Genomic DNA, 15,712 nt, shown 5'->3' with positions numbered 1-15,712 from the left:
CGGCCGGGTGGAGGGGTGTCGTGGAGAGCTTTCAGTGCTCCTCGTGCGGGCGGCAGATACAGCCGGCCGCCCGTTGCCCGCACTGCGGCGCCGAGCAGCCGCAGTGGCGGGACCACCTGGCCGAGATCGAGCGGTCCATCGCGGAGATGAAGGCGCGCGAGGCGGCCATCCTCGCCGAGCAGCGGCAGATCGCCGCCAAGATGCAGGCCGCCCTCTTCCAGCGCGACATCCTCGCCCACGCCGGTGAGGAGCGGACCAGGCAGGCCACCCGCCCGCGCCGGGTGCTGCGCCGCAAGCCGGGGCGCCGACCCCCGACCGCCGCCACCGGCGCCCCGCCCCGGGTGCCCCGGCAGGGCGCCGCACCGCCCGGGTCCGACGACGGTCCGCCGCCACCCCCGCGCGCCACCGCCACCTGGCTGGACGCCGACGATCCGGAGCACCCGCCGGAGGCGTCCTCCCGCGAGGTGCAGAACATCCCGCTCGGGCTCGGCGCGCTGCTGCTGGCCGTGGCCGCGGTGGTCTTCGCCGCCGTCGCGACCAGCTCGATGGACGCCCTCGCCCGGCTGGGCATCCTGCTCGTCGCCACCGTGCTGCTGCTGCTCGCCCCGCCCGTGCTCGCCCGGCGCGGGCTCACCTCGACCGCCGAGACGATCTCCACGGTCGGCCTGCTGCTGGTGCCACTGGCCGGGTACGCACTGTGGGCGGTGGACCGGATCGGCGCCGGCGGCGCCTCCGGCGCGGTCTTCTCCGGGGTGATCTTCGCGGTCACCGCCGCCGTCGCCCTCGGGTACGCCCGGGGCACCGGCCTGCGCGCCCCCCGCTTCGCCGCCGTGCTCGCCGCCCAACCGGTGGTACCGCTGCTGGCGTACGACCGGATCACCGGCCCCGGCGGGTGGGCGTTGGCGCTGACCGTCGTCGCCGTGCTCGACCTCTGGCTGGCCCGCTCGTCGCTGCTGCTGGAACGCCCGGTCCGCCGCGACCTGCCGGTCGACCTGCCGACCGCGCCGACCGCGCCCCGGCAGCGCACCGCCACCGAGGGCCGGCCCGAGGCGGCGCCCGAGGAGGCCGGCGAGGTGCTCGGCGGGGCGGCCGCCCCGACGCCGGGCGAGGTCGTCCGGCCGGTGCCCTGGCTGCCCCAGGTGACCTGGCTGCTGCACGGCGCGGCGGTGGCGCTCGCCCTGGCGTACGCGGTCACCGCGCTGCTGCGGGCGGCCACCGTACCGGCGGCCACGGTGGCCGGCGCGGCGCTGCTGCTGGCCGCGGCGGTGGGCCTGGCCGGCGCGCTGGTGCTGCGGCGACCGCCGCTGCCCGACGTGGCCGCCGGCATCATGACGCTGGCCGTCATCGGGGCGCTGGGCCGGATCGCCTCGGTCGCCTACCCCGGCCGGGCGCTGCTGCTGATTGCCGCCGTCATCACGCTCACCGGGCTGGCCGTGCGGGCCGTACCGGAGGCGGCCCGGCGCGGGCCGCAGTTCGCCGCCGCGGCGGCGCTCACGGTCAGCGGGGTGGTCGTCGCCGGCGGCGCCCTGCGCGCCGGCCTGGCCCCGGCCCGCGCGGCCCTGCCGGCCTGGAACGCCGATCTGACCCGGTTCCCCGGCGAGCTGGCGGCGGCGGTCGGCCCGGCGGCCTGGCAGTTGGCCGCCAGCGCCCTGCTGCTGACCGTCGCGGCGGTGCTCGCCCTGCCTCCCGAGATCCGCCGCGAGTTCGCCGTGGTCGGCGCGGGGCTGACGGCGCTCGCCGTGCCGGCCTCCCTCGGGCTCGGCTGGGCGGCCGCGCCGTGGCCGATGGTGCTGGCCGCGGTCGGCATCGGGGTGCTCGGCCTCTCCGCCGGCACCACCCGCGCCGCGCTGGTGCACGCCGTCACCGCGACGGTGGTGGGCGTGATCGGCGCCGGGGCCGCGCTGAGCCGGCCCGCGCTGACCGCGGCGGCGTTGGTCACCCTCGTCGTGGCGGGGGTGCTGGTCGCGCTCGCGCCCCGGGTGCGGATCACCCCGGCGGCGGCCGACACGCTCTCCGGCTGGGCGGCCGGCGGGGCGTCGTTCGCGCTGCCGGGCGCGGTGGCCGCCTTCGTCGCCGCCACCGAACCGGCCGTCCCGGCGCCCACCCCGGCGCTGCTGCGCGAGCTCACCGTCCCGATCCTGGCCGCCGGCTTCCTCGCCGTCTGCGTCACGCTGGGCTACGCGGCCATGGTGCAGGTCTCCCAGCGACACATCGCCCTGCCGCACGCGGCCGGCACGGCGCTCGGCGCGCTCGCGGTCGTCGCCGCCGCCTTCGGCGCCCCCGGCACCACCGCCGCCGACGCCTGGGTGGGCGGGCTGCTGCTGGTCGCCACCGTGCTGCTGCTGCTCGCCCCGCGGATCGACGCGGGTCGCCGGTCCGACCTCGCCCTCGACGGCTCCGACCTGGCCGCCGCGGCGGTCACCGCCGCGCTGATCGCCACGCTGGCCCGGATCGCGGCGGTGATCTCCGCCGGCGGGCAGCTCGCGGTGGCCGCCGCGCTGGTGCTGCTGGTCGCCGTCGCCGCCCGGGCGATGCCCGAGGAGTGGCGCCGCGGGCCGGTGCTCGGGATCGCCGTCGGCGGCACCCTGATCGGCCTGCTCGCCGGCTGGTCGGCCCTGCGCGGCGGGGTCGGCGTGCTCGCCACGCCCGGCCCGATCTGGGCCGGTGACCTCACCGGCTGGCCGGCCGCGCCCACCGGCGGCGCCACCTGGCAGGCCCCGGTGGCGCTGGCGATGCTCGGCACGGCGGCCGGGATCCTGCTTCCGCCGCCCTGGAAGTACGACATCGCCGGCGCGGCGGTCGTGCTCGCCACCATCGGGGCGCCGGCCGCGTTCGACCTGCCCTGGTGGTCGCCGGTGCTGGTCGGGACGATGGTCGCCACCGTCCTCGGGATGGCGGCGGTGGCCTCGGCCGACCCGCGCGCGGGGCTCTCCCGGGCGGTCGCGGCCGGTGCGGTGGCGCTGCACGCGGCGGCGGCCGGGCTGGTCCGACCGTGGACCACCGCGCTGGCGCTGGCCGCCATCGCGCTGATCGGCCTGGTCGTCGCGGCGCTGGCCCGGGGGCTCGCCCCGTCGCTGGCGGAGGACGTGGAGACCGAGGGGATGCCGCCGCACCTGGTGCGGATCGGCGGCGCGGCGGCCGGGGCGGCCCTGCTGGCGCTGCCGGGCGCGGTCGCCGCGCTGGCCGCCGAGTTCGGTCACTCGGCCCAGGTGGTGCTGACCGGCGCGCTGGCGGCGTCCAGCATCGGGCTGGCCGGGGTCGCCGCGGTCCGCCGCCAGGTGCCGCAGTACCTGCCGTACGCGAGCGCGGCGATCGTCGGCGGCGCGACGGTCAGCGCGCTGGCCGCCATCTTCGCCCACCTCCCCTCCGGGGTGTACGCCGCCGCGGCGGCGCTGCTCGGGGTGCTCGCCGAGCTGGTCCGGGCGGCCACCGTCCCGCCGGTCGGCTCGGCCCAGCCGGTACGCCGGTGGGCCGTGCTGCTGGACGGCGCGCTGCGCCGGCTGCCGGACGACGGCACCCGACGCCGCTGGCGCATCAGCCCGGCCGTCGGCGCCTTCGCCGCGGCGGCGCTGCCGACGGCGCTGGCCCTGGCCTCGCTCGCGCCGCTGCTCTACATCGCCCTGGTGGAGCCGCACCGGATGCTCTCCCGGATCTGGCAGGGGCCGCCGCCGGAGCTGCTCACCCCGCCCCCGGAGGCGGTCGACCCGACCCACGTGCTGACCGCGCTGCTGCTCACCGCGACCGCGGCGCTGGCGGCCACCGGGCTCAGCGGCGGGCGCCGCGCGCGGGCCGTGCCGGTGGTCCTGCCGGGGCTGGCGGTGACCCTGCTGATCACCCCGGTGGCGCTCGGCCACGCCTGGCCGGAGAGCGCCCTGGCGGCACTCGCGGTCTTCACCATCTCGATGCTCGGGCTCGCGTTGACCCCGCCCCCGCCGCTGGCCGAGCCGGCCCGGTCGCTGCGGGTGACCCGGGTGCTGGTCTTCGTGATCGGGCTGGCCGGCGGCGGCGCCGGGCTGGCCGGCAGCCTCGGCACCCAGGGCCTGACCCTGTTCACGCTGGGCGGCGCGGTGGGCGTCGGCGCCGTCGCGGCGCTGTACGGCACCACCCAGCGGGCGCGCATCCTCGGCTGGCTCTTCGCCTCGCTGATGGCGCAGCTCTTCGTGCTCACCGCCGGGCTGGTCGCCGGGCTCGCCGCCGTCTGGTCGGCGTTCGGGGTGCTGGCGGTCGGCGCGGCGTTGCAGGTGCTCGGGGCGACCCTGCCGAGGCTGCGCCGCCCCGAGGCGCAGCCCGAGGCGGCCACCGTGGAGTGGACCGGGTACGCGGCCGCGCTGATCGCCCTGGCGCTGGCCTACGACTCGCCCCGGCACATCGCCGCCCTGCTGGCCGCCTGGGGCGCCGTGCTCGGGGTGGCCGCGAGCCGGCCGGGGCGCCGCCCGCTGGAACGGCAGATCCTGTTCTGGGCGGTGGTGGCCTGCGAGATCACCGCCTGGTGGATCCTGATGCGGGTCGCCGACGTGGCGCTGCCGGAGGCGTACACGCTGCCGTTCGCGGCGCTCGCCCTGCTGGTCGGGGTGCTGGAGCTGCGACACCGGTCGGACCTGTCGAGCTGGGTGGCGTACGGGCCGGCGCTGGTCACCGCGTTCGTGCCGACCCTGGCGATCGTGCTGGCGACCGAGTCCAGCATGCTGCGGCAGGTGCTGCTGCTGCTCGGCGCGGTGGCGGTGCTGATCTTCGGCACCACGAGCCGGCAGCAGGCACCGGTGATCGTCGGCGCCACCGTCACCGCGATCGCCGCGGTGCACGCGCTGTTCAGCCTCGGCCCGTGGCTGGTGCTGATCCCGGTCGGCGTGGTGCTGCTGGTGCTCGGCGCGAGCAACGAGCGCCGCCGCCGCGCCCAGGAGCGGTTGCAGACCGCGCTGCGCGGCATGAGGTGAATCGGAGGGTCCCTGTGGCGTGACTGCCGTGTTGCGCAGAGCGTGCCGGGTGGTCGCGTGTCACGAACTGGTTGCCGAGCCTGGTGCGGGGGGCCTTGTCCCGGCCGGGACGATGCCGGTGCCGGTGCCGGTGCCGGTGCCGGTGCCGGTCGCCGGTCGCCGCCGGGCGGCTCGGTCGATCCCCCGCGTGATCAGGAGCCGCGGCTACCAGCGGTGACGTCAACTCCGACCCAAGCCACACCCCGCAGCGCCTTTGCTCTGCTGCGCTCCACGCAACAGTCACGCCGAGTGACGGCCCGTCGAGCGGCTGGCCCGCGGGCGTATCGCGTTTCGGCTGTTCAAGGTGGTGTTGCTTGTGGGGCAGCAGAGCAAAGGGAGCGAACCTGGGATCCGGGGGGCGGCACAGCCGACACGTTGCGTGATGACGCCTGGGATCACCGACGGTGAGCGCCGTCGTCGTGTGGAGCGGTCAGGCGAGGGAGGCGCGGAGGGCGGCGTCCTTCTCGGCCACCATCTCCTCCAGGCTCGCCTGGAAGGCGGTCATCCGCTTCAGCAGCGCCGGGTCCGAGGCAGCCAGGATGCGAACGGCGAGGAGGCCCGCGTTGCGGGCGTTGCCGATCGATACGGTGGCCACCGGCACCCCGGCCGGCATCTGCACGATGGAGAGCAGGGAGTCCATCCCGTCGAGGTGCTTCAACGGCACCGGCACGCCGATCACCGGCAGTGGGGTCACCGAGGCGACCATGCCGGGCAGGTGGGCCGCGCCGCCCGCCCCGGCGATGATCACCTTGACGCCACGGTCGGCGGCGGAACGGCCGTACTCGATCATCTTGACCGGGGTGCGGTGGGCGGAGACGACGCCCACCTCGTAGGGCACCCCGAACTCGTCCAGCGCCTCGGCGGCGGCCTTCATGACCGGCCAGTCCGAGTCGCTGCCCATGATCAGCCCGACGGTGCTCACGCCTGCCCCTCCCGCAGCCAGGAAGCGGCCCGCGCCGCCCGCGCCCGTACGTCGTCCAGGTCGTTGCCGAGCACCGTGACGTGCCCGATCTTGCGGCCCGGCCGCACCTGCTTGCCGTACAGGTGGACCTTGGCGCCCGGCTCGGCGGCGAAGAGGTGGTGCAGCCGCTCGTCGATGGAGATGCCGCCCGGCTCGCCGCCGAGCACGTTCGCCATCACCACCACCGGCGCGGTCAGCGAGGTGTCCCCCATCGGGTAGTCGAGCACGGCCCGCAGGTGCTGCTCGAACTGCGAGGTGCGGGCACCCTCGATGGTCCAGTGCCCCGAGTTGTGCGGCCGCATGGCCAGCTCGTTGACGACCAGGCCGGCGTCGGTCTGGAACAGCTCCACCGCCAGCAGGCCGACCACGCCGAGCGCCGTGGCCAGGTCGATGGCGAGCTGCTGGGCGGCGAGCGCCAGCTCCTCCGACAGGTCGGGCGCGGGGGCGAGCACCTCGACGCAGATCCCGTCCCGCTGCACGGTCTCCACCACCGGGTACGCGGCCACCTGCCCGAACGGCGAGCGAGCCACCTGCACGGCCAGTTCCCGACGCAGCGCCACCCGCTCCTCGACGATCAGCGAGGTGCCGCCGGCGAGCAGCGTCGCGGTCAGTTCGACGGCCCGGGTCGGGTCGTCGACCATCCAGACGCCCCGGCCGTCGTAGCCGCCGCGGGCGGCCTTCAGCACCACCGGCCAGCCGTTCTCCTCGCCGAAGGCGACCAGGTCAGCGGGCTCGGCGACCGGCCGCCAGGCCGGGTTCGGAGCGCCCAGTGCACCGAGGCGCTCCCGCATGATCCGCTTGTCCTGCGCGTGCAGCAGCGCGTCGGCGGCCGGGAAGAGCTTCACGCCCTCGGCGGCGAGGGCGCGGATGTGCTCGGTGGGCACGTGCTCGTGGTCGAAGGTGACCACGTCGCAGCCCTTGGCGAAGGTGCGCAGCGCGGAGAGGTCGGTGTGGTCGCCGTACTGGACGTCGGAGGCGACCAGGGCGGCGCCGTCGTCCGGGGCGAGCGCCAGCACGCGCAGTGACTGGCCGAGGGCGATGGCGGCCTGGTGGGTCATCCGGGCCAGCTGGCCTCCGCCCACCATGCCGACGACGGGCAGACCGGTACGGGAATCCATAGCGCCGCCAGCCTATCCGGGCCGCCGGCGATCACCGCCGCGAGGGGCGCCGGCCCGCCAGATCGAATCCGGGCATCAGCCGAGCTGGGCGACCAGGTCGTCGACGGAGGTCACCGGCCGCTGGCAGACGAAACCCCGGCAGACGTACGCGGTGGGCCGCCCGTCGACCAGCGGCCGGTCCGCGAGCAGCGGCACCCCCGGCTGGTCGGGCCGACCCGCCACCACCACCGCGCCCGGCGGGGCGTGCCGCACAGCGGCGGCCACCAGCGGATCACCCACCGCGTCGTCGGTGGCCACCGCGATCTCGTACGGCCCGGACAGCAGCGCCTCCCCCACCGTCGCCGCGTAGCCGGTGAAGCGGGCGTGCCGCGCCACGATCGGCGCGACGGTGGCCAGCGCCGCCTCGGCCGCCTCCCGATACCGGCTCTCCCCGGTCAGCGCCGCGTACGCCACCAGCGCCGCCACGATCGCCGAGCGCCCCGACGGGGTGGCGTTGTCGGTCGGGTCGGCCGGCCGGGCGACCAGCTGCTCGGCGTCGTCGGCGGTGTCGTAGAAGCCGCCGTCGGGGGCGGCGAACCGGGCCAGGGCCACGTCGAGCAGCCCGCCGGCCAGCTCCAGCCAGCGCCCCTCGCCGGTGAGCTGGTGCATCGCGCAGAACGCCTCGGCCACGCAGCCGTAGTCCTCCAGCACGCCGGCCGGCTCGCCCACCACCTTGTCCCGGGACGCCCGGCGCAGCCGCCCGTCCACGATGTGCACGGCGGCCAGGTGCTCAGCGGCGTCGCGCATCGCGCCGTCGGCGACGATGGTGACGCCCTCCATCAGGTTGGCGTCCTCGTCGTCGGGCGAGGCGTAGAGGGCGGCGACCCGGAGGAACTCGGCGATCGCGGTGATCGCCAGGCCGTTCCAGGCGGCCACCACCTTGTCGTCGCGGGTTGGCTGCGGGCGGGTGTCCCGGGCGACCAGCAGCCGGCCGACGACGTCCCGCCAGCGGGCCCGGATCGCCGGGTCGACGTCGTCGACGTCCCGGGCCAGCCGCAGCACGCTCGTGCCGTGCTCGAAGGTGCCCTCCTCGGTGACCTCGAAGAGGTCGGCGGCCCAGCGGCCGTCCTCCTCGCCGAGCGCCTCGACGAGCTGGGCCGGAGTCCAGGCGTAGGTCAGCCCCTCGACGCCCTCGGTGTCGGCGTCCAGTGCGGAGGCGAAGCCCTCCCCCGGCCGGTGCAGCTCGTCGGCGAGGAACCGGGCGGTGTCCCGGGCCACCCGCCGGGCCATCCGGTCGCCGGTGAGCCGCCAGAGCTGGGCGTAGCACCGCAGCAGCAGGGCGTTGTCGTAGAGCATCTTCTCGAAGTGCGGCACGGTCCAGTGCGCGTCCACCGAATAGCGGGCGAAGCCGCCGGCGAGCTGGTCGTGGATGCCGCCCCGGGCCATCGCCTCGGCGGTGTGCCGGGCGATCTCCAGGCTGCGCGGCGAGCCGGTGCGCTGGTGGTGCCGGAGCAGGAAGAGCAGGTTCATGTGCGGCGGGAACTTCGGCGCCCCGCCGAAGCCGCCGTTCGTCGCGTCGTACTCGCGGGAGAGCTGGTCGGCGGCGGAGTCCAACAGCTCGGCGGTGAGCGGGGCGGTCGGGCCGCCGACGGCCTGGGCGCCGCCGATCGCCTCGACCACGGCGGCGCCCTGGCGCAGCACCGCCTCGCGCTGGTCGCGCCACGCGGTGGCGACCGACTGGAGCAGCCGGATGAAGTTCGCCCGGGGAAAGTACGTGCCGCAGAAGAACGGGGTGCCGTCGGGGGTGGCGAAGACCGTCATCGGCCAGCCGCCCTGCCCGGTCATCGCCTGGGTGGCGGTCATGTAGACCGCGTCGACGTCCGGCCGCTCCTCCCGGTCCACCTTGATCGCCACGAAGTCGTCGTTGACCAGCGCGCCGACCTGCTCGTTCTCGAACGACTCGTGCGCCATCACGTGACACCAGTGGCAGGCCGCGTAGCCCACCGAGATCAGCACCGGCACGTCCCGCCGCTTCGCCTCCGCGAACGCCTCGGCGCACCAGGGCCACCAGTCGACCGGGTTGTCGGCGTGCTGGAGCAGGTACGGCGAGGTCGCGTCGGCGAGTCGGTTCACCCGACGACCATATCCAGCCGGACGGGCCCGCGCCGGTCGGACCGACGGCAATCACGGGGCCTTCCGTAGTTCACTTTCATCTATTTATATCTGTGCATGCCGGCGATCGTCGCCGGCCTCGCGAGGAGGCACGCATGCGCGGATTCCGTCGTCTGTCCGTACTCACCTCGGTCGCGGTGCTCGCGGTCGTCCTCACCGGACAACCCGCGGCCGCCGCCGTGGACCCCGCCACCCGGATCTCCGGGACCACGGCCGTCGGCACCCACAACGCGTACGAGCGCGGCACCTACACCTACCTGGCGCAGGCGCTCGACGCCCGGCCCGGGATGATCGAGCTGGACGTCTGGCCGGACGTGATCACGCGCCAGTGGCGGGTCAGCCACTCCAACCCGCTCGGCAACGACAACAACTGCGTCGCCGCCACCAGCGCGGCGCAGCTCTACACCGGCACCCGCAACAAGAACCTCGAACACTGCCTGGACGACATCCGGCTCTGGCTGGGCGCCCACCCCGACGCCGGGCCGGTGCAGCTCAAGCTGGAGCTGAAGACCGGCTTCAGCGCCCGTACCGGGCAGGGCCCGATCCAGCTCGACGCACTGCTCACCGCCCGGCTCGGCGACCGGGTCTTCCGCCCGGTCGACCTGCGCGGTGGGTACGCCTCGCTGGACGCCGCCGCCCGGGCCGACGCCTGGCCGACCCGCCAGCAGCTCGCCGGCAAGGTGCTCGTGGAGCTGATCCCAGGCACCGTGGAGGAGGGCAACCCCACCGACACGCTCCGCACCGACGTCGAGTACGCCCGTCACCTCACCGGCCTCGCGTCGGCCGGCACCCTCGCCCGGGCCCAGGCGTTCCCCGCCGTGCACAACGCCCAGGCCGGCGACCCGCGCACCCGCTACACCGAGGTGAGCCTGCGGCCGTGGTTCATCGTCTTCGACGGCGACGCGAGCGCGTACGTCGGCGGCGGCATCGACACCTCCTGGTACGCCACCAACCACTACCTGCTGGTGATGACCGACGCGCAGAACGTGCCGCCGAAGGTGGGGAACACCGACCCGGACGCCGCCCGGGCTCGGGTCGCCCAACTGGCGGCGGCGCACGCCAGCATCGTCTCCGCCGACTGGGCGGCCCTGCCGACCGTCGTCGGCGAGGTCCTCCCCCGCGCCTGACCCGCCGCCCGGGCAACCGTTTGCGGCGTGTCGCGGTGTCCCGCCGCCCGGACACCGCGACACGCCGCATCCCGCGAGCGGGCGGTCCGGGCACGCGGGGCCGCCTACCGCGCGGATGCCGCTGCGCAGCCGCCGGGTGCGGACGCGTCGGTGGGTCAGGAGGCGCCGTCGGCGCGCAGCGGGAAGACGTTCGACTCGGCCGACTCGCGCAGCGTGCCAAGCACCGCGCCGATCTTGTCGGCCGGCATCGGCTTGAAGAAGTGGTAGCCCTGGGCGGCGGTGCAGCCCAGCTCGGCCAGGGCGAGCCGCTGCTCGGCGGTCTCCACCCCCTCGGCGACCACCCGCAGCCCCAGCTCGTGGGCGAGCCCGACGGTGGTCCGGACGATCGCCGCGGCCTCCGGCGACTCGGCCATCCGGATCACGAACGAGCGGTCCACCTTGAGCTCGTCGACCGCGATCCGGGTCAGGAAGGTCAGCGACGAGAAGCCGGTGCCGAAGTCGTCGACGGCGAGCTGCACGCCCATCGCGCGGACCGTGGCCAGCACCTCGTCGATCACCTCCAGCTCGCTCATCACCACCGTCTCGGTGATCTCCAGGACCAACCGGTGCGGCGGCACCTGGTGGCGGCGCAGCGCGTCGGCGATCTCGGCCGGCAGCCGGGGGTCGAGCAGGCTACGGGCCGACAGGTTCACCGAGATCGGCACGTCCAGGCCCTCCCGGGCCCAGTCGGCCGCCACCGCGAGCGCCTTGTCCAGCACGTACCGGGTGAAGGCGCCGAGCTGCTCGCTGTTCTCCACCGGGCGGATGAAGTCGACCGGGCCGAGCCAGCCGCGGCGCGGGTGCCGCCAGCGGATCAGCGCCTCCACCCCGGTCGGGGCGCCGGTGGCCAGGTCGACCGCCGGTTGCAGGGCCAGCACCAACTGGTCGTCCGCCTGCAACGCCTCCCGCAGCTCCGCCAGCAGCGCCAGCTGGTCGGTGCTCGCGGCGTCCCGGGCGCTGTCGTACGCGGCGACGCTGCCGCCGCCCTCCTTGGCCTGGTACATGGCGATGTCGGCCCGGCGCAGCAGCTCGGTCAGGTCGGCGTTGCCCGCCCCGGCCACCACCACCCCCACCGACACCTCGACGGACATCCGCACCCCGGCCACCTCGGTCGGCGCGGCCAGCCGCTCGGCGATCTCCCGGGCCTGGCGCAGCGCATACGCCATCGGGGCGGACCGGTCGCCGACCACCGGGACCGACGTCAGCAGCAGGGCGAACTCGTCCCCGCCGAGGCGCCCCAGCAGGTCGCCCGGGCGGGCGAGGGTGCCCAGCCGGTTGGCGGTGAGCCGCAGCAGCTGGTCGCCGGCCGCGTGCCCGAGGGTGTCGTTGACCTCTTTGAACTGGTTGATGTCCAGCAGCAGCAGCGCCACCGGGTGGTCGTGGGCGAGCTGCCGCAGCGCCTGGTCGCCCTTGCTGAGCATGGCCGCCCGGTTCACCAGCCCGGTCAGCGCGTCGTGCACCGCCTCGTACGACGACCGCGCGCTGACCAGCCGCAACTCGCGGTGGGTGGCCGCGTCGTGCAGCGCGGCGGCGAGGGCGTCGGAGAAGGCGGCCACGGCGTCCCGCTCGCGGGCACTCGGTGGCGCCGTGGCGGGGAAGCGGACCCGCAGCTCGCCGACCTCGACGTCGCCGACGCTCAGCGGGCGGGCCAGCTCGTGCTCCGCGGTGGACGGCCGGGCGGGCGGCCCGACCTCGCGGTCGCGCACCTGGCCGGAGGCGTCCCCCCGGTACCGACGCCAGCGGCCGTCGCCCCGGGCCACGTCGACGTCGACCAGCTCCGCGCCGAAGAGGGTCAGCGCGCCGGTCACCGCGGCGGTGGCCACCCCGCGCTCGTCGAGCTGGTTGAGCGCGGCGGTCGCCTCCGCGAAGGCCCGCCAGTCCCGCCGTTCCTGGTCGGCGCGGAGCCGGTGCCGGTAGGTCTGCTGGAGCAGCCAGAGCAGGGGCGGGAGCAGCAGCAGCCAGCGGGCGTCGATCTCCACCAGGGCGACCACGACCAGGCCGACCGCGACGTTGCCGACGAACATCAGCAGCTTGCCCCGGAGCGCGGCGAGCACCGGCGGGCCGATGGCGACGCCGTGTCGCAGCGCCAGGGTGGCGCCGCCGAGGCAGGCGGTGGCGAGCAGGTAGGTCACCGAGCCGGCGATCAGGGCCAGCGCGAGCCCGGGGGTGGGCGCGGCCAGCAGCGGCGCGCCGAGCGCGGTGGCGACCGCGACGGCGAGCGCGGTGGCGGCGGTCAGCGAGGCGGCGATCCGCAGCACCTCGAGCGGGGGCCGGCGGTCGACGGCCAGCGACATCCCCGTCCAGGCCAGGCCGGTGCCGAGCAGCGCCGCGGCCGGCAGCCACCCGGCCGGTACGAGGTAGAGGCAGACGATCAGCGCGGCCTCGCCCCAGGTGATGCTGACCATGCCGGTGGCGGTGCGGAACCTCAGCCGGGCCAGTTGGGCGACCGCGAACGCGGCGAGGGCGATGCCGAACCGCGCGGCGGCGGGAAGAGAGTCGTCCGGCGGCAGCGTCACGGGGGCGGTCAGGCCGATCAGGACCGCCGTGAAGGCGGTCAGCGTGACGGCGGTGATCAGCAGGAGCACCCGTGGCGGTGTGCCGCCCGGATCGGGCCGGTCGACTTCGTCGCCGGCCCGGCTGGACGTCACCGGCCCGCTCCGTCCGCCGGCACACGGGGAATGCCCGGGACGGACGCTGCTGCGACGGTCATGGCGCCCCCTCCCGCGCACGGCTCAGGGACTTTTCGGTCCCCCCGGCGGAAGGCTAAGCCAATCCGGGTGGTCGCAACAGGGGCTGACGACCCGGATCGGCGTGATTCACGCTCCGACTAGCCGTTTCGGTCCTGCTGGGGGCCGTTGGGGGTATCGGTGCGTGATTCCTGCGTCGAGGTCCCGCCCGCCGGATCGGTGGCCGACGTGTCGGCCTGCCCCTGGGTGGGGAACCGGTCGGGCAGCCGGCGCAGCCGGGCGTTCATGTTGCGGATCAGCAGAATGGTGGCGGCGGCCAGGAGCAGGATGAGGAAGAGGCCCATCGGCCCGGCCAGACCACCCGTGCGGGTGTCACCGAAGTTGTTCTCCGCGAGCACCTGGGCAGCGGCGGTCAGCATGGTGTTTCTCCGATGTGCGGTGGGGTTTCAGCGTAGCTCCCCACCCGGTCAGCGGGCATGGGCCGTCTCGCGCACCCCGGCGAAGAGGTCCGACTCGGGCAGCGGGCTGTCGACCAGCGAGCGGACCAGCTGGAAGTCCTCCGTGGGCCAGGCGTGCCGCTGCAGCTCCATCGGCACGTGGAACCAGAAGCCGTCCGGGTCGATCTGGGTGGCGTGGGCGCGCAGCGCGTCGTCGCGGACGGGGAAGTAGTCGGCGCACTCCACCCGGGTGGTGATTCGCGGGCCCTTGTCGGGACGGTCGTCCCAGCGCTTGAGCCACTCCTCGTAGGGGGAGGCCAGGCCGGCGGCGAGCATGCCCTCGTGCAGCGCCATGATCTTGCCCTTGGAGAAGCCGATGTCGTAGTAGAGCTTCAGCGGCTGCCAGGGCTCGCCGAGCTCCGGGTAGCGCTCCGGGTCGCCGGCCGCCTCGAAGGCGGCCACGCTCACCTTGTGGGTCATGATGTGGTCGGGGTGCGGGTAGCCGCCCTCCTCGTCGTACGTGGTGACGACGTGCGGACGGAACTCGCGCATCAGCCGCACCAGCGGACCCGCGGCGACCTCGACGTCCTCCAGGGCGAAGCAGCCCTCGGGCAGCGGCGGCAGCGGGTCGCCCTCGGGCAGCCCCGAGTCGACGAAGCCGAGCCAGGCCTGCTCGACGCCGAGGATCGCCCGGGCGGCGTCCATCTCGGCGCGGCGGATCTCGCCGATGTTGGCCCAGACGTCGGGCCGGTCCATCTTCGGGTTGAGCACGCTGCCGCGCTCGCCGCCGGTGCACGTCACGACCAGGACGTCGACACCCTCCGCGACGTATTTCGCCATGGTCGCGGCGCCCTTGCTCGACTCGTCGTCGGGGTGCGCGTGCACCGCCATGAGACGCAGTTGCTCTGCCACTGTGGGCGCTCCTCGTCTGTGCCGGCCGACGGCCCACCCCGGGCCGCCCGGCTGACCTGCCGGAATCCTCCCCCGTGCCGGACCCTGCCGGCGCCGACCTGTCATCCTTGACGGCAGGACGGGCTGGGAGCGTGGAACTCTCCCATTCTTGCCGATGCTTCCGACAACAACGCCAGGAGATACCCGCCGGTGACCGAGACGCACGCCACAATCACCCCGGGCGCGCCCGCGTTCCCGCCCGGACGGTACGGCCGCCGGCGCGAGCCGGGCCGCCGCCGGCCGCTGCTGGCCTGGGTGCTGGCGGCCGCCCTGGTCGCCGGCCTGGCCCTGGTCGCGACGCAGCTCTACGCCCGGTACGGCGACCCGGCGTACGACGCCGAGGTGATCACCTACACCGACGTCACCGACACCGGGGTGCGGGTCGACTTCCGGGTCACCCTGCCCGAGGGCGGCTCCGCGGTGTGCGTGCTGCGGGCCCGCTCCCACGACGGCGCCGAGGTGGGTCGGGACGAGGTCGCGGTGAGCGCGCGGCCCGGCGCGCGGCACGCCACCGCCCAGCACCGGATCGCCTCCACCGCGCGGCCCTTCATCGGCGAGGTCGTCCGCTGCCGGCCCGCCGGCTGACCCGCCGGCCCCGCGCGGACGCCCCGGGACCACCGGTCGGGTACCGGCGCCGGGGTGATCGACGACACCCGCGGGTGTGCCGCACTGGTAACTTGGTAACTCACCTGTCAGCCAGTTCCGCACGATCGAGGAGTACGCCTGTGTCCACCAATGACAACGAGGCGCCCGCCACCTGGCTGTCCCAGGACGCGTACGACCGCCTGAAGGCCGAGCTCGACCAGCACATCGCCAACCGGCCGGTCATCGCCGCCGAGATCAACGCCCGGCGCGAGGAGGGCGACCTGCGGGAAAACGGTGGCTACCACGCCGCCCGCGAGGAGCAGGGCAAGGCCGAGGGGCGCATCCTCTACCTCAAGGAGCTGCTGCGCACCGCCAAGGTCGGCGAGGCGCCGACCGCCGACTCGGTGTCGCCCGGCATGGTCGTGACGATCTACTTCGACGACGACCAGGCCGACACCGAGACGTTCCTGCTCGGCTCGCGGGAGATCGCCTCCACCACCGACCTGACGGTCTACAGCCCGGAGTCGGCGCTCGGCAAGGCGATCCTGGGCGGTCGCCCCGGCCAGACCTGCACCTACACGGCGCCGAGCGGCGCCGACATCAAGGTGACCGTGGTCAGCTTCGAGCCGTTCTCCGGCTGAGCGCCGCGGGCGGCCCGCCCACATCCCGTATGTAACGACTTT

General features: G+C 75.4%; 10 protein-coding genes. 4 read left to right on the top strand and 6 right to left on the bottom strand.

Features of this window, described 5'->3' with window-relative positions:
• The first annotated feature begins 20 nt into the window (after positions 1–20).
• Positions 21–4,934, top strand: coding sequence for an SCO7613 C-terminal domain-containing membrane protein (locus ACTWM8_RS04890; RefSeq protein ID WP_446212738.1), 4,914 nt, complete (start codon positions 21–23; stop codon positions 4,932–4,934).
• A 469-nt stretch (positions 4,935–5,403) separates the two neighbouring features.
• Here ACTWM8_RS04890 and purE read toward each other — a convergent pair whose 3' ends face one another.
• From purE to ACTWM8_RS04875, 3 genes are all read right to left on the bottom strand, one after another.
• Positions 5,404–5,895, bottom strand: coding sequence for a 5-(carboxyamino)imidazole ribonucleotide mutase (gene purE / locus ACTWM8_RS04885; RefSeq protein ID WP_088963898.1), 492 nt, complete (start codon positions 5,893–5,895; stop codon positions 5,404–5,406).
• Complete coding sequence (locus tag ACTWM8_RS04880; RefSeq protein WP_446212737.1) at positions 5,892–7,052, bottom strand: 5-(carboxyamino)imidazole ribonucleotide synthase; 1,161 nt, start codon at positions 7,050–7,052, stop codon at positions 5,892–5,894. The genes purE and ACTWM8_RS04880 overlap by 4 nt, the downstream gene beginning before the upstream one ends.
• A 75-nt stretch (positions 7,053–7,127) precedes the next feature.
• On the bottom strand, positions 7,128–9,164 hold the full coding sequence (locus tag ACTWM8_RS04875) for a thioredoxin domain-containing protein (RefSeq protein WP_446212736.1): 2,037 nt from the start codon (positions 9,162–9,164) through the stop codon (positions 7,128–7,130).
• 134 nt (positions 9,165–9,298) lie between these two features.
• On the opposite strand from ACTWM8_RS04875, the gene ACTWM8_RS04870 reads away from it, so the two are divergent.
• Positions 9,299–10,330 (top strand): phosphatidylinositol-specific phospholipase C domain-containing protein, encoded by a 1,032-nt coding sequence (locus ACTWM8_RS04870; protein WP_446212735.1) that lies wholly within the window; start codon positions 9,299–9,301, stop codon positions 10,328–10,330.
• Between the two features lie 155 nt (positions 10,331–10,485).
• Here ACTWM8_RS04870 and ACTWM8_RS04865 read toward each other — a convergent pair whose 3' ends face one another.
• The 3 genes from ACTWM8_RS04865 to mca all read right to left on the bottom strand — a co-directional run bounded on the left by ACTWM8_RS04865 (position 10,486) and on the right by mca (position 14,405).
• Complete coding sequence (locus ACTWM8_RS04865; RefSeq protein WP_446214472.1) at positions 10,486–12,948, bottom strand: putative bifunctional diguanylate cyclase/phosphodiesterase; 2,463 nt, start codon at positions 12,946–12,948, stop codon at positions 10,486–10,488.
• A gap of 248 nt (positions 12,949–13,196) precedes the next feature.
• Positions 13,197–13,475, bottom strand: a complete 279-nt coding sequence (locus ACTWM8_RS04860; protein WP_154939415.1) for a hypothetical protein — start codon at positions 13,473–13,475, stop codon at positions 13,197–13,199.
• 48 nt (positions 13,476–13,523) lie between these two features.
• Positions 13,524–14,405 carry a mycothiol conjugate amidase Mca gene (mca, locus tag ACTWM8_RS04855; RefSeq protein WP_154939417.1) on the bottom strand — a complete coding sequence of 294 codons (882 nt, stop codon included), beginning with the start codon at positions 14,403–14,405 and terminating at the stop codon, positions 13,524–13,526.
• A 189-nt stretch (positions 14,406–14,594) separates the two neighbouring features.
• Between mca and ACTWM8_RS04850 the strand changes: the two genes are divergently transcribed.
• Both ACTWM8_RS04850 and greA read left to right on the top strand, forming a co-directional pair.
• Complete coding sequence (locus tag ACTWM8_RS04850) at positions 14,595–15,029, top strand: DUF4307 domain-containing protein (protein ID WP_446212734.1); 435 nt, start codon at positions 14,595–14,597, stop codon at positions 15,027–15,029.
• 140 nt (positions 15,030–15,169) lie between these two features.
• Positions 15,170–15,670, top strand: coding sequence for a transcription elongation factor GreA (gene greA / locus ACTWM8_RS04845; RefSeq protein ID WP_346536458.1), 501 nt, complete (start codon positions 15,170–15,172; stop codon positions 15,668–15,670).
• The last annotated feature ends 42 nt before the right edge of the window (positions 15,671–15,712 follow it).

The organism is Micromonospora sp. IBSANI012 (genome assembly GCF_052814045.1).
The sequence above is the reverse complement of the archived record's forward strand: the minus strand, read 5'-3'. Positions and strand labels throughout refer to the sequence as shown.